We start from the raw sequence: 17,604 nt of genomic DNA, 5'->3' as shown, positions 1-17,604 counted from the left end.
GCGCCCAGGTCGCCCCGCGCCCGTGCGGGCACGGGCTCCCGGGGCGCGCCCGCCGCCCCCGGGGCAGCCACGGAGGCGGCCACGGTCAGCCGCCGCGAAGGCATCCCGGGTCACCCGCGGAGCCAGTCCGGGCCGGCCGCGGAGGCAGCCCCGGTCAGCCGCGCGGAGGCAGCTTCGGGCGGCGCAGGTCCGGGACGGCCGAGTAGTCCGGGGGCAGCGCCGCCGGGGAGGACGTGAGCAGGTCCGTGGCGAGACGGATCGCGTCGTCCATGTCCGTGTGGCGTCCCTCCGCCCAGTCCAGCGGGGTGCGGAGCGCGTACAGATCGGGTTCCACGCCGTGGTTCTCGACCGACCAGCCGTACGCGTCGAACCAGGCCGCGTTCATCGGCACGGTGATCACCGTGCCGTCGATCAGCCGGTGACGCCCCGTCATCCCGACGACGCCGCCCCAGGTGCGGGTGCCGACGACCGGGCCGAGACCGAGCAGCCGGAACGCGGCGGTGATCATGTCCCCGTCCGACGAGGTGGCCTCGTCCGCGATCGCGACCACCGGGCCGCGCGGCGCGTTGGAGGCGTACGACACGGGCTGGGCGTCGCGCGTCAGGTCCCACCCCAGGATCTTGCGGGTCAGCTTCTCGACGACCAGTTCGCTGATGTGCCCGCCCGCGTTGCCGCGGACGTCGACGATCAGCGCCGGGCGGGACACCTCGAGGCGCAGGTCGCGGTTGAACTGGGCCCAGCCCGAGCCGCCCATGTCGGGGATGTGGAGATAGCCGCACCGGCCGCCGCTGAGCTCCCGCACCACCTCGCGGCGTTTCGCCACCCAGTCCTGGTAGCGCAGCGGCCGTTCGTCGACCAGCGGGACCACGGCCACGCGGCGGGCGAGGCCCTCGCCCTCGGCCGACCGGAAGGTGAGCTCGACCGTGGTGCCCCCGGCCGCCGACAGCATCGGGTACGGGCCGGCCACCGGGTCGACCGGGCGCCCGTCGACGTGGGTGAGCACGGCACCCTCGCGGATGCCGGTGCCGGCCAGCGGGGAGCGCGCCTTCGAGTCGGACGAGTCGCCGGGCAGGATGCGCTTGACGACCCACCTGCCGTCGCGGCACACCAGGTTGGCGCCGAGCAGGCCCATCGCCCGCTGGTAGTGCGCCGGCCCCTCGTTGCGCCGCGCCGGTGTCACGTACGCGTGGGAGGTGCCCAGTTCGCCGAGCACCTCGCGCAGCAGGTCGGCGAACTCGTCCGGCGAGGCGACCCGTTCGACCAGCGGCCGGTACTGGTCGAGGACGGAGTCCCAGTCGATGCCGCACATGCCCGGTTCCCAGAAGTAGGCGCGGATGAGGCGTCCCGCCTCGTCGTACGCCTGGCGCCACTCCGCCGCCGGGTCCACCTCGTGCAGGATGCGGCGCATGTCCAGGTAGACCGTGGAGTCGCCGTCGCCGGTCTCGGTGGCCGGCACCGCCCGGAGTTCGCCCTCGTCGAAGACGACGAGGCGGCTGCCGTCGTTGCTGACGGAGAACCAGTCCAGATGGTCGACGAGCTGGGTCCTGCGCGCCTTCGGGAGGTCGAAGTGCTCCAGCGTGGGGCGTCCGGAGGTGTCGGCCGGGTTGGCGAACGTCTCGCCGAGCGCGCCGGAGATCGGCCAGCGCAGCCAGACCAGCCCGCCGCCGCTGACGGGGTGCAGCGCGGAGTACTTGGAGGCGGTGACGGGGAACGGCACCACCCGGTTCTCCAGGCCCTCCGTCTCGACCGTCACGGTGCCGTCGCCGCTCTCGTCCAGCGGGTCGAGGCCGCCCGCCGCCGGGCGGCCCTCGGGGGTGAGGGCGAACGGCGACGGGGTCGCCGAGGAGAGGGTCACCAGGTAGGGGCGGCAGCCGAGCGGGAACGACAGGTCGCCGGTGTGCACGTCGTAGACCGGGTCGAAGCCGCGCCACGAGAGGAACGCCAGATAGCGGCCGTCGCTGGTGAAGACGGGGTTCTCGTCCTCGAAGCGGCCGTCGGTGACGTCGACGACGGAGCGGTCCGCGATCCTGGCGATCCTGATCTGCCGCAGTGAGCGGCCCACGCCGGGATGCGACCAGGCGAGCCAGGCGCCGTCCGGGGAGAAGGAGAGGTCGCGCACCGGCCCGTTCGCCGAGCGGACCAGCTCGGTGACCTCCCCGGTGCCGTCCTCGGAGGTGTCGACGAGGAGCAGCCGGCCGTCGTGGGCGGCCACCGCGATCCGTTCGCCGTCCGGGTCGGGCGTCATCTCCAGCACGCGGCCCAGCAGCCCCTGGGCCAGGCGCCTCGGCGGCCGGTCGCCGGTGGCCCTCGGCAGGGAGGCGATCTCGACGGCGTCGTCGCCCTCGGCGTCGGTGACGTAGGCGACCTGGCCGCCGCTGCCGAGCATCTCGGGCAGCCGGACCCGTACGCCCGGGGTGTCGGCGATGGTCCGCGCCGGTCCGTCGCGGTGGGTGAGCCAGTACAGGCTGCCGCGGACGCCGACCGCGCTGGCCCGGCCGGTCTCGTCGACGGACAGGGAGTCGACGTGCCCGGCGGCGGGCACCTGGTAGGTGCGCCGCCCCGCGCGGGGGCCGCCGAGCCGCACGTCGAGGCGGCGCGGCACGGAGCCGGCGGTGAGCTCGTCGACGATCCACAGCTCGCCCGCGCACTGGTAGACGACCCGGGTGCCGTCGCTGGACGCGTGCCGGGCGTAGAACGCGTCGTGGTCGGTGTGCCGGAGCAGGCCGGAGCCGTCGGGCCGGCAGGAGTAGAGGTTGCCGACGCCCTCGTGGTCGGAGAGGAACGCGATCCGCCCGCCGTCGTCCGGGTCCCAGCGGGCGGCGCCGGGGCGGCGGACGAACATCGGGCAGTCCAGGTGGCCGTCGATGTCCGGCAGGAGCCGTTCGCCGTGCAGCCACAGCCGGCCGGTGGCGCCGCCCCGGTAGCGCTTCCAGGCGGCCGGCTCGTGCGGCGGCTTGCCGGTCAGCAGCAGCGTGCGCCGCTCGCATCCGGTGCCGCCCGCCTGGGCGGGGGCGTCCGCGACGTCGGTGACGGCGATGTCGGAGACCGGGCCCCAGGGCAGCCGGCCGCCGGGCGCCCCGTCGACGGGGACGCTGTAGGCCCACGAGAAGTAGGAGAACGGCTGGCCGTGGGAGGAGACGGCGAGGATCTGCCCGTCGGGGGTCCACCCGCACACCCGTGTGTCGGTCGATCCCCAGTAGCCGAGCCGCCGCGCCGGGCCGCCGTCGACCGGCACGACGTGGATCTCCGGGTCGAGGCTGCGCCAGTTCGTGTAGGCGATCCGGGTGCCGTCGGGGGAGAAGCGGGGGTGCCCCACTCTGGTGCGGTCCACGGTGAGCCGCCAGGCCCGGCCGGGCCGCTGTCCCTCCGGCGTCAGGGGGGCGACCCACAGGTCGTCCTCGGCGGCGAAGCACAGCACGTCGTCGTGCAGGTGCGGGAAACGGAGATACGCGCCGTGGTCACTCACCCCCCAATGCTTTCCGCGCCCAGGGGGTGCGGCAACTTCTGGCACCGGGTGAAAATCCGGTGGCCGCGGTGACGCGATCCGGTGGCCCCGGTGACGCGGACGGCGTGACCCACTCCACAAGCGAAACGGTTTCGTTTCGCTCGGCCGGTGGGGTAACTTCGAGGTGTACGAAACCGTTTCGTATTGCCGACGCCCCGGGAGGATGCCATGACGCGCAGCAGGCTGACCCCCGAGCGTGAGGCGGAGATGTACGAGGCGGTGCTCGACCTGCTGCGCGAGGTCGGATACGACGCCCTCACCATGGACGCCGTCGCCGGCCGCACCCGTGCCAGCAAGGCCACCCTCTACCGCCAGTGGGGGAGCAAGGCCGAACTGGTCGTCAAGGCGATGCGGCACAACAAGCCCACCAGTGTCCACGACATCGACACCGGAAGCCTGCACGGCGACTTCCGCGCCATGCTCGACAGCACGGACGACTGCCAGATGGAGAAGGACTCCGCGCTGATGCGGGGTCTGGCCCAGGCGGTCCACACCAACCCCGATCTGCACGAGGCGCTGCGCGACCTGCTGATCGAGCCCGAGATCTCCGGGCTCGGCGTGCTGCTGCGCAGAGCCGTGGACCGGGGGGAGATCCGGGCGGACAACCCAGCGCTGGGCTATGTCGTCCATATGATCGTCGGCGCGTTCGTCGCCCGGCAGCTGATCGAGGACCGGACACCCGACCGTGCCTTCCTGACCGACTATCTGGACGCCGTCGTGCTCCCCGCACTCGCGGCCTGATCACCCGAGGTCCCGGAGTCTCCCCACTCCGGCCTTTCGGAGCCCCCACCTCCGCGGTCCCCTCTCCCCGGATCAACCAGCACGATCCGCTCACCCGCAGCACCTGACGCGCGCCGCTCTCGTCGTCGGGCCGGCTCCCCCTGCCCTGTTCGTCTCACACACGGGAGTAGCCCTCGTGGCCTCGTTCCTCTACAAGCTCGGCCGGACGGCGTTCCGCCGCCGCCGACTCGTCGCCCTGCTGTGGGTGGCACTGCTGGCGATCGCCGGTTTCGGCGCGGCATCCGCGCCCACCGCCACCTCCTCGTCCTTCTCGATCCCCGGCACGGAGGCCCAGAAGGCCTTCGACCTGCTGGAGGAGCGGTTCCCCGGCGGCAGCGCCGACGGAGCCACCGCCCGCGTCGTCTTCAAGGCCCCGGCCGGCGGGAAGATGACCGACGCCGAGCCGAAGGCCGTCGTCACCGACGCCGTCGACGCGCTCAAGTCCGGTTCGGACCAGATCGCCTCGGTCACCGACCCGTACACCGCGCAGGCCGTGTCCCAGGACGGTTCCACCGCCTACGTCTCCGTGACGTACAAGGTCAACTCCATGGAGCTGACCGACGCCGACCGCGACTCGCTGGAGAAGACCGGCGAGACGGCCCGGGAGAGCGGACTGACCGTCGAGATCGGCGGTGACGCCCTCCAGGCCATGCCGCACACCGGTGCGGGCGAGATCATCGGCGTGATCATCGCCGGGGTGGTCCTGGTCATCACCTTCGGCTCGCTGGTCGCCGCCGGTCTGCCGCTGCTCACCGCGATCATCGGCGTCGGCATCGGCATCTCCGCCATCACCGCCCTGGCCAGCGTGCTGGACCTCGGCACCACCACGTCGACGCTGGCCATGATGATCGGCCTCGCCGTCGGCATCGACTACGCGCTCTTCATCGTCTCCCGCTACCGCGCCGAACTGGCCGAGGGCCGCGAGCACGAGGAAGCCGCCGGACGCGCGGTCGGCACGGCGGGCTCCGCGGTCGTCTTCGCCGGTCTGACCGTCGTCATCGCCCTGGTGGGCCTCGCCGTCGTCAACATCCCGATGCTCAGCAAGATGGGCTTCGCCGCCGCCGGCACGGTCGTCATCGCGGTGCTCATCGCGCTGACGCTCATCCCCGCGCTGCTCGGCTTCGCCGGGGACAAGGTCCTCGGCCGGAAGGCCCGCAAGGGCAAGCCCGTCTCCGAGAAGCCGAACGCCGGCACCCGCTGGGCCCGGTTCGTGCTGCGGCGCCCGGTGACCGTGCTGCTCGTCGCCGTCGCGGGTCTCGCGGCCGTCGCCGTGCCCGCCGCGTCGCTCCAGGTCGGTCTGCCCGACGACGGCTCCCAGCCCGTGAGCACCACCCAGCGCCAGGCGTACGACCTGCTCTCCGACGGCTTCGGCCCCGGATTCAACGGGCCCCTGATGGTCGTGGTGGACGGCGACAAGGCCGCCGCCGAACGCACCATCGACATCATCAAGGAGCTTCCGGGCACGGCCGCCGTCACCCCGGCGACGCCCAACAAGGCCGGCGACACCTCGATGATCACCGTGATCCCGAAGGACCGGCCGTCCTCCGCCGACACCGAGGACCTGGTCCACGACATCCGCGACAAGAGCGGTGACGACGTCTACGTCACCGGCGCCACCGCGATGAACATCGACTTCTCGGAGAAGATGAACGACGCGCTGCTGCCCTACCTCGCGCTGGTCGTGGGTCTCGCCTTCCTGCTGCTGATGCTCGTGTTCCGTTCGATCCTGGTGCCCCTCAAGGCGGCGCTCGGCTTCCTGCTCTCGGTCGTCGCGGCGCTCGGCGCGGTCGTGGCCGTCTTCCAGTGGGGCTGGCTGGGCTCGCTGTTCGGGGTCGAGCAGACCGGCCCGATCATGTCGATGATGCCGATCTTCATGATCGGCGTGGTGTTCGGTCTCGCCATGGACTACGAGGTCTTCCTCGTCACCCGGATGCGCGAGGCGTACGTCCACGGCGAGCGGCCCGGCGAGGCGGTCGTGACCGGATTCCGGCACGGCGCCCGGGTGGTCTCCGCGGCCGCCGTCATCATGATCGCGGTCTTCGCCGGCTTCATCGGCTCCAGCGAGCAGATGGTCAAGATGATCGGCTTCGGCCTCGCGATCGCCGTCGTCTTCGACGCGTTCGTGGTGCGCATGGCGATCGTCCCGGCCGTGCTCGCGCTCCTCGGCCACAAGGCATGGTGGCTGCCGCGCTGGCTGGACCGCATCCTGCCCAACGTGGACGTCGAGGGCGAGAAGCTGCACAAGCAGCTCGCCGGCGAGCCCGGCAGCGGCGGGCCCGACGAGGACCGCGAACTGGTCCGCGTCTGACCGCGGGGCCGGGCCCGCGGGCCCGGCCCCCTCGGACCCGGGAGTCCCCGGCCGGCCGGCAGGCGGCCGGGGGCCGGTGCCCAGGCGCCGGAGGAGCGAGCTCCCGGACGCGTGACGGCACCGTGGGGACGGGGGCCGTCACGCGGAGGAGGCCGCTTCGGCGGGGCGAGAGCCCGGCCGAAGCGGCCTTTCGCCGTACCCGGACCCGCAGGCGCGACCGTCCCGGGACCCGTCGGCGCGGGCGCGACCGTCCCGGACGCGCCGCGCGGCCGTACCCGGTGGGTGCCGTGCGGCGGGCGGCGTCGGTCAGGCGGTGGTGGCCGTGGGGGTGGCGGACGCGGGAGGCTCCGCGGCGGGTGCGGCGGGTGCGGCAGGTGCGGTTCCCGGGGCCGTGGCCGCCACCGCGTAGGTGTGGCGGAGGAACCGGCTGAGCGTCTTGGCCTCGAACTGCACCACGGCGACCCCGTCGCGGGTGTGGAACTCGACGACCGCCTGCACCCGCCCGCACGGCCAGACCTCTATGTCACCACGCCGGATCGGCGCCTTCAGGCCGGTCTCCAGCACCTCGCGGGGGAAGGTCCACTCACGGCCGCCGGGGAAGGAGAAGCAGACGGAGGCGGGGTCCTCGGAAGGGTCGTAGCGGAGCGAGACGCGGACGGGGCGGTGCTGGGGAGCGTCGGTGACGATTCGACCTCGTGCGTTTTCCATGACGGCGGGGGACATCGGCCGGCTCCTCACACTCGTCTGCTTTGTCATCTAATGTCCCATATTTCGAGTGGAACGCCCGTTCGCCTCCTCTCCGGCGGCCGCCCGCCGACCCAACTGTGACCTGTGCGCTCTTGCAAGCTGTTCGCAAGAGGGACCTATCATTGGTCGGTTCTTCGTCTGTCCGAAGCGAGGCTTCCCATGCATGTGCCCGACGGATTCATCAACGCGCCCGTCTCCGTGGCCGCCGGTGTCGCCGCCGCGGGCGCCGTCGCCGTCAGCCTGCGCGGGGCCCGGCGCGAGCTGGGCGGCGCGGACGCCGGGACGCTCGGCGCCGAGCGCACGGCGCCGCTCGCCGGGCTCGTCGCGGCCTTCGTCTTCGCGGTGCAGATGCTCAACTTCCCGGTGGCCGCCGGCACCAGCGGCCACCTGCTCGGCGGGGCGCTCGCCGCGATCCTCGTCGGCCCGTTCACCGGGGTGCTCTGCATAGCCGTCGTCCTGCTGATGCAGGGCGTCCTCTTCGCCGACGGCGGGCTCACCGCCCTCGGTGTGAACATCACGGTGATGGGCGTCGTCACCGTCGTCGTCGCGTACGCGCTCTTCCGCGGGCTGCTCACGGTCCTGCCGCGGACCCGGCGGTCGGTCTCGGTCGCCTCGTTCGCCGCCGCGCTGGTCTCCGTGCCCGCGTCGGCCGCGGCCTTCACCCTGCTCTACGCGATCGGGGGCGTCACCGAGGTCCCGATCGGCTCCGTGTTCACCGCGATGGTCGGCGTGCACGTCCTCATCGGCATCGGCGAGGCCGTGATCACCGCGCTGACCGTCGGCGCCGTGCTCGCCGTGCGCCCCGACCTCGTGTACGGGGCCCGCGGGCTCGCGGCCCCGCTGAAGCTGCGGGTCGGCGGCGAACTCGTCGACGCCCCGGCGAACGCCCCCGCCCCGGCGTCCGCCCCCGCCGCCCGCTCGCACCGCCGGGTGTGGGCAGGCGGTCTGATCGCCTCGCTCGTGCTGGCCGGCTTCGTCTCCTTCTACGCCTCCACGAGCCCCGACGGACTGGAGAAGGTGGCCTCCGACAAGGGCTTCGACAAGGCCGTCGAGGAGCACGGGGCCGCGGGCTCGCCGCTCGCCGAGTACGGAGTGGAGGGTGTGTCGGACACGCGGATCTCCGGGGGACTCGCCGGAGTGATCGGCGTCGGCGCCACGGTCGTCGTGGGCAGCGGCGTCTTCTATGCCGTCCACCGCCGCCGCGGCACGGCCGACGGGTCCGGCCTGGCCGGCGGGTCCGCGGCGACCGACGGGCCGGGTGACGGGCCCGGCCCGGACGACCGCCCCGGCGCCTCCGGGCGGGGCCCCGCCTGACATGGGCGCGGGCCACGCCCACCGGCTCTACCGGCACGGTCACTCGCCCGTGCACACCCTGCCGGCGCACTGCAAGCTGATCGCCGTCCTGTGCTTCGTGCTCGTCGTGGTCTCCACCCCGCGCGAGGCGGTCTGGGCCTTCGGCGTCTACGCCGCGCTGCTCGCGGCCGTGGCCGCGGTGGCCCGCGTCCCCGCCGGCTTCGTGCTGCGGCGGCTGCTGGTGGAGATCCCGTTCGTCGCCTTCGCGCTGCTCATGCCGTTCGTCGTGCCGGGGGAGCGGACCGAGGTCCTCGGGGTCGCGCTGAGCGTTCCCGGGCTGTGGGGCGCGTGGAACATCCTCGCCAAGGGCACCCTCGGCGTCGCCGCGTCCGTGCTGCTCGCCTCCACCACCGAGCTCCGCTCGCTGCTGCTCGGCCTCCAGCGGCTGCGGCTGCCCTCGCTGCTCGTCCAGATCGCCTCGTTCATGATCCGCTACGGCGACGTGATCACGGACGAGATGCGGCGGATGTCGATCGCCCGGCGGTCCCGGGGCTTCGAGGCCCGCGGGCCCCGGCACTGGGGCGTCCTCGCCAAGACCGCGGGGGCCCTCTTCATCCGCTCCTACGAGCGGGGCGAGCGCGTGCACCTGGCGATGATCAGCCGCGGCTACACCGGGACCATGCCGGTCCTGGAGGACGTCCGGGCCACCCGGGCCCAGTGGACGTACGCAGCCGCGCTGCCGGTGGCCGCCCTCACGGTCTGTCTGCTGGGATGGAGCCTGTGACCGGTACCGACGCACCCCGCGACCCCGCACCCCCCTCGCTCGACGTGCGGGGCCTCGCCTACGCCTACCCCGACGGGCACCAGGCCCTGTTCGGGGTCGACCTCACCGTGGGACGCGGGGAGCGGGTGGCGCTGCTCGGCCCGAACGGCGCCGGGAAGACCACGCTGGTGCTCCACCTCAACGGCATCCTCACCGGCGGCGTCGGCACGGTCTCCGTCGCCGGGTTGCCCGTGGCCAAGGCGAACCTCGCCGAGATCCGCCGCCGGGTGGGCATCGTCTTCCAGGACCCGGACGACCAGCTGTTCATGCCGACCGTCGGCGAGGACGTCGCCTTCGGGCCGGCCTCCGGCGGGCTGCGCGGCCCCGCGCTCCAGGAGCGGGTGCGGGCCGCGCTCCGGCAGGTCGGCATGGAGGACTTCGCGGACCGGCCGCCGCACCACCTCTCCTTCGGGCAGCGGCGCCGGGTGGCGGTCGCCACCGTGCTCGCGATGGAGCCGGAGATCCTGGTCCTGGACGAGCCCTCGTCCAACCTGGACCCGGCGTCGCGGCGGGAACTCGCCGACATCCTGCGCTCCCTGGACGTCACCGTCCTGATGGTCACCCACGACCTGCCGTACGCGCTGGAGCTCTGCCCGCGCTCGGTGATCCTCGGCGAGGGGGTCATCGCCGCGGACGGCAGGACGCAGGACCTGCTGAGCGACGACGCCCTGATGCGGACCCACCGGCTGGAGCTGCCCTTCGGCTTCGACCCGTCGTCCGTGACAATGGGCGCGTGACGGACGACCAGACCACCACCGCCGCCGCCCCGGCCTCGCTGCTCCTCGACGACCAGCTGTGCTTCGCCCTGTACGCGGCCCAGCGGGCGGTCACGGCGGCCTACCGCCCGCTCCTCGCGGAGCTGGGTCTCACGTATCCGCAGTATCTGACGATGCTGGTGCTGTGGGAGCGCGGCGAGGTGCCGGTCAAGGAGCTGGGCGCCGCGCTGCGTCTGGACTACGGCACCGTCTCGCCGCTGCTCAAGCGGCTGGAGGCGGCGGGCCTGGTGCGCCGCGAGCGGTCGGCGGCGGACGAGCGCTCGGTGCGGCTGCTGCTCACGGAGGAGGGCGCGGCGCTGCGGGAGCGGGCCGTGCGGGTGCCCGGGGAGCTGATGCGGGGTACGGGCCTGACGGAGTCCGAGGTCGCGCGGCTGCGGGAGGAACTGCGCCGGCTGGCCGGAGCGGCCGGACCGAAGGAGCGGGCGGCCGGACCGAAGGAGCGCACGGCCGGACCGAAGGAGCGGGCGGCCGGGTCCGCGGGGAGCCGATCCGCCCCGGAGTGACCGGCCCCTCGGGCCTCGGATACGTTGTGCGCACGGTATTTCGCGTGCGCGGGGCGGACCCGCGGCGCCGCACCATCCGGGGAACGCACATGATCGACGAGGGCGAGACCGCCGACACCCGGCCCACCAAGATCGTGTACGTGGCGGAGGCCACCGCGCACGGCGGCCGCGAGGGCTGGGTCACCAGCCAGGACGGGCAGCTCGGCCTCCGGCTGGCCACCCCGCCCGTCTTCGGCGGCGACGGCGACGGCACCAACCCCGAGCAGCTGTTCGCCGCCGGGTACAGCGCCTGTTTCCACAACGCCCTGGTGCTGGTCGGCCGCAGGGCCGGACTCGACCTGGACGGCTCCACCGTCGCCGCCAAGGTCGGCATCGGCCCCAACGACGCCCGCGGTTACGGCCTCGCGGTCGCACTGAGCGTCTCCCTCCCGCTCGTCGACCAGGACCTCGCCGCCCGGCTGGTCTCCGCCGCCCACCGGATCTGCCCGTACTCCAACGCCACCCGCGACAACATCGACGTCTCCATCGTGCTGAGCTGACGGTCCGGCGGCTTCCGGCCGCCGCCGCGGGGCCACCCGCGGTCACCCTGGTCCGGACCGCGTTGCACCATGGGGGAATGGACGGCGGCGAAGGAGCACCTGTGGTGGACGTGCGGGGCACGGTGGCGGACGGCTTCGAAGCGGTCTCGGACGCCTTCGTGCGCAACTTCGAGCAGCGCGGCGAGCGCGGTGCGGCCGTCGCCGTCTACCGGGACGGCCGCAAGGTCGTCGACCTGTGGGCGGGCACCCGGGACGTCGACGGCGCCGAGCCGTGGGCGGTCGACACGGCGCAGGTCGTGCGCTCGGCGACCAAGGGGGTCGCCGCGGCCGTCGTCCTCCTGCTCCACCAGCGCGGCCAGATCGACCTGGACGCCCCCGTCGGCACCTACTGGCCCGAGTTCAAGGCGGCCGGCAAGGAACGCGTCCTGGTGCGCCACGTGCTCGCCCACCGCGCCGGACTCCCCGCGCTCGACCGGCCGCTGACCCCCGCCGAGGCGCTGGACCCGGCCGCCGGCCCCGCCGCCGTCGCCGCCCAGGCACCGGCCTGGGAGCCGGGCACCGACCACGGCTACCACGCGCAGACGTACAGCTGGCTGCTGGCCGAACTCGTCCGCAGGGTCAGCGGGCGCACCATCGGCCGCTGGGTCGCCGAGGAGATCGCCCGCCCGCTCGGCCTCGACTTCTGGCTGGGCATACCCGCCGACGAAGCCCACCGGGTGGGCCGCATCGGGCCCGTCCCCGAACCGGAGCCGGCCGAGGGCGGCGGTCTGAAGCTGCGGCCCAAGCGGTCCGTCGCCGAGGCGTACCGCGACCCCGGCTCGCTGACCCGGCGGGCCTTCGGCGCCGTCGACCCCCTCCCCGACGAGAACGACCCCGCCTACCACGCGGCCGAACTCCCCGCCTCCGGCGGCATCTCGACCGCCCGCGCCCTCGCCCGCTTCTACGCGGCCACCATCGGCGACGTCGACGGCGGCGCCCGGCTGTTCGCCCCCGCCACCCTCACGCTGGCCCGTACCGAGGAGTCCGCGGGGCCGGACCGGGTGCTGGTCGTCTCCACCCGCTTCGGTCTCGGCTTCATGCTGCACGGTCCGGCCGCGCCGCTGCTCGGACCCGGCTCCTTCGGCCACCCGGGCCGGGGCGGCTCGCTGGGCTTCGCCGACCCCGAATCCGGCATCGCGCTCGGCTACACCACCAACGGGATGCGCAAAGGAGTGACCGCCGACCCCCGTGCGCAGGCACTGGTCCGCGCGGTACGTTCCAGCCTGTGAGCGACGAGGCGGACGTGCGGGCGGGGCGGTTCGAAGGCCACGGGGTGCTGATCACCGGGGCGGCACGCGGCATCGGCGCGGCCACCGCCCGGCGGCTGGCCGCCGAAGGCGCGCGGGTGCTGGTCACGGACATCGACGCGGACGCCGCCGAGGAGACGGCCGCGTCCGTCGCCGGTGCCGAGGCGCTGCGCTGCGACGTGGCCGACCGCGCCTCGGTGGAGGCGGCCGTCGCGTACGCCGTCGAACGGTTCGGCACCCTCGACGTCCTCGTCAACAACGCGCTCTCCGCCACCCCCGACGCCCCGCGGTTCGAGGACCAGCCCGACGAGGGCTGGTCGCGCGACCTGGACGTCTGCCTCACCGGAGCCATGCGGTGCGCCCGGGCCGCGCTCGGGCACCTGGCGGCCGGCGGACGGGGAGCCGTCGTCAACATCGGGTCCGTCAACGCCGAGCAGTCCTTCGGCGGGCACGCGTACAGCGCGGCCAAGGCGGGTCTCGCCTCGCTCACCCGCACCCTCGCGGCGGAGGCCGCCCCGCGCGGCGTCCGCGTCAACCAGATCAACCCCGGCACCGTGCGCACCCGGGCCTGGGACGGACGCGAGGAGATGCTGGAGCACCTGAGCGCGGTCTATCCGCTCGGCCGGGTCGGCGAACCGGAGGACATCGCGGCCGCCGTCGCGTTCCTCGCCTCCCGGGACGCCGCCTGGATCACCGGCACGACCCTGCGCGTGGACGGCGGGCTGCTGGCCGTCAACACGGGCTTCCGCCCACCCGAGGGGACCGTGCCCCGGAGCGCCCCGCCGACGCCGCCGCCAGCACGAACGTGACAGAGACCAGCAGCGCCCACGCCCCGAACTTGGCCGGTGACACCGGCTGCCAGCCGTCCAGCTGGTCGGGATAGCTCCAGGCGCCCGCCCAGGTCGCCGCGTTCTCGGCGATCCACAGGAAGAAGCCGATCAGCACGAACGACAGGGCGAGCGGCATCCGGTGGTCGCGCACGCCCACCCGGAAGCTCACCCAGGTCCCCGCCGTCGCCGCCAGCAGCAGCGCGGCGAGCGGCCAGCGGGCGTCCGGCAGCCAGTGGTGGCTGAGGAAGTTCAGATAGACCGCGGCGGCCAGCACCGCCGTCACCCGCGGCCGGTAGCCCGTCAGCCGCAGGTCGAACAGACGCCACGCACGGCAGATGTAACTGGCGACCGCCGCGTAGAGGAAGCCACCGTAGAGCGGCACGCCCCCGACCTTCGTCAGCGCCTCCTCGGGGTAACCCCACGATCCCATCCGGACCTTGACCAGTTCGAAGAGCAGACCGACGGCATGGGCGCCGGCGATCACGGCGAGGTCCCGCGGGCTGTCCCAGCCCGCCCTCCAGGCGACGGCGGTGAGCAGGAGTCCGTAGAGGAGCAGCAGGTCGTAGCGGGCGACCGGCAGCTCGGGCAGCAGGTTCGAGACCGCGATGCCGCAGACCAGCGCGACGGCGAACGCGCAGCACCGCGCCTCCAGCACCGCGAAGCGCAGGAGCTGGCGCGCGCCTTCCGTGAACGTCCCCATGGGGTGGGGGACGCCGGGAACGGGGCGGCGGTTCGCCCAGGGCCGGGAGCGCGCCGGGGGAGCGGGGGAGCCCGGGGCGCGCCCGGCGGAGTGCCCGGCTCGGTCGGGGGCGCGGGTCCGCCGCGGGGATCCGGGGTGCCGGTTCGCCGTGAGCGGCCCGGGGAGTCAGCCCGCCTTCAGCATCAGACCGATCCCGACGACCATCAGCCCCGCCGCGACGATCCGGGGCGCGCCGAAACGCTCCTTGAACAGCAGCGCGCCGATCGCCGCGCCCGCGATGATCGACGACTCGCGCAGCGCCGCGACGGGAGCCAGCGGGGCGCGCGTCTGCGCCCACAGCACCAGGCCGTACGCGGCGACCGACATCGCCGCGCCCAGCAGTCCGCGTGCCGCGTGCGGGCGCAGCTGGGCGAGCAGCGCGCGCCGGCGGGTGGCGACCGCGTACGCCGGGATCAGCACGCCCTCCAGGATCATCAGCCAGGCGATGTACCCGAGGGGGGTGCCCGAGGCGCGCACCCCCACACCGTCCACCACGGTGTACGCGGCGATCGACACCCCCGTCGCCAGCGCGGCGGCTATGGCCGCCCAGTGCGGGCGCCGGCCCGATCCCCGGATGCCCCAGAGCGCCACGCCGACCAGCCCGGCGGAGGCGACGGCCACACCGGCGAGCTGCCACCCGCCGATCCGCTCGCCCACGAAGAGCACCGCCGCGACCGTCACCACCAGGGGAGCCGTGCCACGGGCGATGGGATACATCTGGCCGAAGTCGCCGAGGCTGAACGACCGCATCAGCAGCGCCTGGTAGCCGACGTGCAGCAGCGCCGAGACGACCAGGTACGGCCACGCCCCGGCCGCGGGCAGCGGGGCGAAGCACGCCATCACGGCGCCCATCACGGCCGCCCCGCCCGCGATCAGGGTGAAGGCGACGACCTGGTCCTTGATGTGGTGGGCGAGGGCGTTCCAGCCGGCGTGGGTGACCGCGGCCACCAGCACGGCGGCCACGACCAGAGGCGTCACGCCGTGCGCTCGCGGACGTCCACGACGGTCGCGCCCGCGTGGGCGATCAGGGTCTCCGGGTCGAGCGGGAAGACCGTGTGGGGCGTACCGGCCGCCGCCCACACCACCGCGTGGTCGAGCAGCCCGCGGTCGGCGAGCACCCGGCTGCGGGTCAGATGGCCGAACGGCGGGACGCCTCCGATCGCGTATCCGGTGGTCGCGCGGACCGTGTCCGCGCCGGCCCGCTTCACGGAGGCGGCGCCCAGCTCGGCGCGGACGCGTTCGACGTCGACCCGGGAGGAGCCGTCGACCAGGACGACCACCGGCTCGCCCGCGCCCTCGGGGTCCGCTCCCCGGGCCTCGAACACCAGCGACTTGACGATCTCGGCGACCTCGCAGCCGATCGCGTCGGCGGCCTGCTGGGCGGTGCGGGTGGCGTCCGGGAACCGGCGTACCGGCACGGTGAGACCGAGCTCGCGCAGGGCGTCGGCGAAGCGGGGGTGGGCGTCGGCGGTGTCGTGGGTGCTCATGGCCCGCACGCTAGCGGTAGGTGTACGGGCCACGCGAACCTGTTTCGGTGTGCGGTCGTCCGCCCGGCGCCCGCGGGGCGGCCCGGACCGGACCGCCCCGCGGGCGCCGCGGCCTCCCGTCAGCGCAGGGCCGCCGCGGGGCACTGCGGCCGGCCGCCCGATCCGGTGGTCCGGTCCGGGCCGGTGGTCCGTGCGGGCCGCGTCTCAGCGGGCGTTGAGGACGCGCGCCACGACGTCGCCGCCGGAGTCGCCGCCGTGACCGCCGGAGTCCACCACGGCGGCCGCCGCGAGGTCCCCGGCGTAGGCGGTGAACCAGGCGTTGGACGAGCCCTGGCCGTCGACCTCCGCCGAGCCGGTCTTGGCGCCCTTGCTGCCGCCGACCGGGGCCATCGCCCGCGCTCCGGTGCCCTCGCCGGTCGCGGCGGCGGCCATGAGCTGCCGCAGGGTGGCGGCCATGCCGCCGGGGAGCTGACGGGTGGGGGCCAGGGGGCGGTCGTCGAGCGACTGCGGGACGATCAGCGGCTGCCGGAAGGCGCCGCCCTTCACGGTGGCGGCGATGGAGGCCATGTTGAGCGCGTTCATCTGGATCTTGCCCTGGCCGATGTAGGAGGCCGCCGTCTCCGCGCCCGAGGACGCCGGGACCGAGCCGTCCCAGGTCTTGACCCCGGTCTGCCACTCCTCGCCGATGCCGAAGTACTTCTTCGCCGTCTCGCCGAGGGCCGTGCCCGCACCGGTCCCCAGGGGCTTGACCGGCTTGATGAAGGTGGTGTTGCAGGAGTGGGCGAAGGCCTTCTGGAAGGTGGTGGTCCCGAGGTCGAAGTCCTTCAGGTTGTGGAACTCGCGCTCCCAGGTGATGGTCGGCGGGCACTCGACCTTGGAGCCGGGGCCGCTGACCAGCCCCTTGTCGAGCATCATCGCGGCCGTGACGATCTTCATCGTGGAGCCGGGCGCCTGGGCGCCGCCGAAGGCCGTGTTGAAGCCCTGGGCCGGATTGTTGGCCACCGCCCGGATGTAGCCGGTGCTCGGCTCGACCGCGACCACGGACGCCTTGCCGTACCGCTTGACCGCCTTCTCGGCGGCGGCCTGGACCCCCGCGTCCAGGTAGGTCTTCAGCGTCCCCTCCTTGCCCTTCGTCAGGGTGAGCAGGTTCTTGTCGGGCACCGTCCTGTCGGCCGAGGTGATCGCCAGCTCCACCCCGGCGACGCCGCCGGCCTTCGCGCCGTACTTCTGCCGCAGTTCGGCGAGGACGCCCTTCAGCGAGGGGAACTTCTCCTCGGTCAGCTCGACGCCGTCCTTGTCCACCGCCCTGATCGGCGGGGCGGACGCCTCGGAGGTCACCAGCGAGGCGCCCTCGGTGAGTTCGGGGTGCACGACGGTCGGCTGCCAGTCCACCAGCGGCCGGCCCGTGGTGAGTCCCCGGACGACGGTCAGCGACGAGGAGTACGACCAGGGCTTGGACACCCCCGCGTACTCCACAGTCGCCTTCACGGTGAACGGCACCTTCGCGCCCACCGCCTCGCCCGGCTCGATCACGGCCTTCGTGACATGGGCCGACGCGCTGTAGCCGGTGATCAGCGGCTCCGCGACCGCCGCGTTGTTGGTGAGCTGGGCGGCGGTCGCCCCCTCGCCCGACGCCCAGGCCGCCAGGAAGTCCGCGGCCGTCTTCTCGATCTCCTCCGCGTCGGGCGGACCGGTCTTCTTGGGCGCGGACTGCGTGGAGACGCCGCCGCCCCCGTCGTCGCCGCCCGTGATCCCGTTCCAGAGGTTCCAGCCCCCGTACCCCACACCCGTCGCCACGACGGCGAACACACCGCCGACGACCGCCACTTTCGCACCGCTGCGCATGACCGCAGCCCCCTCCCCAGAGTGCACGCGCTTTCCATGAACGTGTTCAAATGCGCGAGTCAGGTGCACCCTACGGGACGTGAGTGGCGCGCGGCCGGGTCTTTACCCGACCGCGACCGGGCCTCGGGAGCGATCCCGCCGTC

General features: G+C 73.9%; 15 protein-coding genes. 9 read left to right on the top strand and 6 right to left on the bottom strand.

Annotated features, from left to right (window positions below; translation table 11 throughout):
- Window positions 1–154: 154 nt before the first annotated feature.
- Window positions 155–3,466, bottom strand: a complete 3,312-nt coding sequence (locus IAG43_RS12930; protein ID WP_187740908.1) for a S41 family peptidase — start codon at window positions 3,464–3,466, stop codon at window positions 155–157.
- A 207-nt stretch (window positions 3,467–3,673) separates the two neighbouring features.
- On the opposite strand from IAG43_RS12930, the gene IAG43_RS12925 reads away from it, so the two are divergent.
- Both IAG43_RS12925 and IAG43_RS12920 read left to right on the top strand, forming a co-directional pair.
- Complete coding sequence (locus IAG43_RS12925; RefSeq protein ID WP_187740907.1) at window positions 3,674–4,246, top strand: TetR/AcrR family transcriptional regulator; 573 nt, start codon at window positions 3,674–3,676, stop codon at window positions 4,244–4,246.
- Window positions 4,247–4,421: 175 nt separating this feature from the next.
- Window positions 4,422–6,593, top strand: coding sequence for an MMPL family transporter (locus tag IAG43_RS12920; protein ID WP_187740906.1), 2,172 nt, complete (start codon window positions 4,422–4,424; stop codon window positions 6,591–6,593).
- 306 nt (window positions 6,594–6,899) lie between these two features.
- Here the strand turns inward: IAG43_RS12920 and IAG43_RS12915 are convergent, their stop codons facing one another.
- Window positions 6,900–7,301, bottom strand: a complete 402-nt coding sequence (locus IAG43_RS12915; protein WP_343075596.1) for an SsgA family sporulation/cell division regulator — start codon at window positions 7,299–7,301, stop codon at window positions 6,900–6,902.
- Window positions 7,302–7,499: 198 nt separating this feature from the next.
- On the opposite strand from IAG43_RS12915, the gene IAG43_RS12910 reads away from it, so the two are divergent.
- From IAG43_RS12910 to IAG43_RS12880, 7 genes are all read left to right on the top strand, one after another.
- The gene (locus IAG43_RS12910; RefSeq protein WP_187740904.1) at window positions 7,500–8,654 is read left to right on the top strand and encodes an energy-coupling factor ABC transporter permease; all 1,155 of its coding nucleotides are present in this window, start codon (window positions 7,500–7,502) and stop codon (window positions 8,652–8,654) included.
- Window position 8,655: 1 nt separating this feature from the next.
- Window positions 8,656–9,417 (top strand): cobalt ECF transporter T component CbiQ, encoded by a 762-nt coding sequence (gene cbiQ / locus IAG43_RS12905; protein ID WP_187740903.1) that lies wholly within the window; start codon window positions 8,656–8,658, stop codon window positions 9,415–9,417.
- Complete coding sequence (locus IAG43_RS12900; RefSeq protein ID WP_425508594.1) at window positions 9,414–10,193, top strand: energy-coupling factor ABC transporter ATP-binding protein; 780 nt, start codon at window positions 9,414–9,416, stop codon at window positions 10,191–10,193. Before cbiQ ends, IAG43_RS12900 begins: the two co-directional genes overlap by 4 nt.
- Window positions 10,190–10,735 (top strand): MarR family winged helix-turn-helix transcriptional regulator, encoded by a 546-nt coding sequence (locus IAG43_RS12895; RefSeq protein WP_187740901.1) that lies wholly within the window; start codon window positions 10,190–10,192, stop codon window positions 10,733–10,735. The genes IAG43_RS12900 and IAG43_RS12895 overlap by 4 nt, the downstream gene beginning before the upstream one ends.
- 89 nt (window positions 10,736–10,824) lie before the next feature.
- The gene (locus IAG43_RS12890; RefSeq protein WP_187740900.1) at window positions 10,825–11,274 is read left to right on the top strand and encodes an organic hydroperoxide resistance protein; all 450 of its coding nucleotides are present in this window, start codon (window positions 10,825–10,827) and stop codon (window positions 11,272–11,274) included.
- A 104-nt stretch (window positions 11,275–11,378) separates the two neighbouring features.
- Window positions 11,379–12,542, top strand: coding sequence for a serine hydrolase domain-containing protein (locus tag IAG43_RS12885; RefSeq protein WP_246574736.1), 1,164 nt, complete (start codon window positions 11,379–11,381; stop codon window positions 12,540–12,542).
- Window positions 12,539–13,369 carry an SDR family NAD(P)-dependent oxidoreductase gene (locus IAG43_RS12880; protein WP_246574272.1) on the top strand — a complete coding sequence of 277 codons (831 nt, stop codon included), beginning with the start codon at window positions 12,539–12,541 and terminating at the stop codon, window positions 13,367–13,369. The genes IAG43_RS12885 and IAG43_RS12880 overlap by 4 nt, the downstream gene beginning before the upstream one ends.
- On the opposite strand, the gene IAG43_RS12875 is transcribed toward IAG43_RS12880, so the two are convergent.
- The 4 genes from IAG43_RS12875 to IAG43_RS12860 all read right to left on the bottom strand — a co-directional run bounded on the left by IAG43_RS12875 (window position 13,293) and on the right by IAG43_RS12860 (window position 17,461).
- Window positions 13,293–14,090, bottom strand: a complete 798-nt coding sequence (locus tag IAG43_RS12875; protein ID WP_187740898.1) for a DUF817 domain-containing protein — start codon at window positions 14,088–14,090, stop codon at window positions 13,293–13,295. The two genes, IAG43_RS12880 and IAG43_RS12875, sit on opposite strands and share 77 nt — an antisense overlap.
- A 165-nt stretch (window positions 14,091–14,255) precedes the next feature.
- Complete coding sequence (locus IAG43_RS12870) at window positions 14,256–15,107, bottom strand: EamA family transporter (protein ID WP_187740897.1); 852 nt, start codon at window positions 15,105–15,107, stop codon at window positions 14,256–14,258.
- On the bottom strand, window positions 15,104–15,616 hold the full coding sequence (locus tag IAG43_RS12865; protein WP_187740896.1) for a YbaK/EbsC family protein: 513 nt from the start codon (window positions 15,614–15,616) through the stop codon (window positions 15,104–15,106). Before IAG43_RS12865 ends, IAG43_RS12870 begins: the two co-directional genes overlap by 4 nt.
- A gap of 204 nt (window positions 15,617–15,820) precedes the next feature.
- Window positions 15,821–17,461 (bottom strand): penicillin-binding transpeptidase domain-containing protein, encoded by a 1,641-nt coding sequence (locus tag IAG43_RS12860; protein ID WP_187740895.1) that lies wholly within the window; start codon window positions 17,459–17,461, stop codon window positions 15,821–15,823.
- Between the last annotated feature and the right edge of the window lie 143 nt (window positions 17,462–17,604).

Origin of the sequence: Streptomyces genisteinicus (genome assembly GCF_014489615.1) — a bacterium.
Lineage (GTDB): Bacteria > Actinomycetota > Actinomycetes > Streptomycetales > Streptomycetaceae > Streptomyces > Streptomyces genisteinicus.
The sequence above is the reverse complement of the archived record's forward strand: the minus strand, read 5'-3'. Positions and strand labels throughout refer to the sequence as shown.

Excerpts from the sequence above, each read along its gene's own strand:
- IAG43_RS12915 (WP_343075596.1), bottom strand. The coding sequence starts at position 7,301 with ATGGAAAACGCACGAGGTCGAATCGTCACCGACGCTCCCCAGCACCGC.
- cbiQ (WP_187740903.1), top strand. The coding sequence starts at position 8,656 with ATGGGCGCGGGCCACGCCCACCGGCTCTACCGGCACGGTCACTCGCCC.
- IAG43_RS12910 (WP_187740904.1), top strand. The coding sequence starts at position 7,500 with ATGCATGTGCCCGACGGATTCATCAACGCGCCCGTCTCCGTGGCCGCC.
- IAG43_RS12860 (WP_187740895.1), bottom strand. The coding sequence starts at position 17,461 with ATGCGCAGCGGTGCGAAAGTGGCGGTCGTCGGCGGTGTGTTCGCCGTC.
- IAG43_RS12890 (WP_187740900.1), top strand. The coding sequence starts at position 10,825 with ATGATCGACGAGGGCGAGACCGCCGACACCCGGCCCACCAAGATCGTG.
- IAG43_RS12925 (WP_187740907.1), top strand. The coding sequence starts at position 3,674 with ATGACGCGCAGCAGGCTGACCCCCGAGCGTGAGGCGGAGATGTACGAG.
- IAG43_RS12865 (WP_187740896.1), bottom strand. The coding sequence starts at position 15,616 with ATGAGCACCCACGACACCGCCGACGCCCACCCCCGCTTCGCCGACGCC.
- IAG43_RS12875 (WP_187740898.1), bottom strand. The coding sequence starts at position 14,090 with ATGGGGACGTTCACGGAAGGCGCGCGCCAGCTCCTGCGCTTCGCGGTG.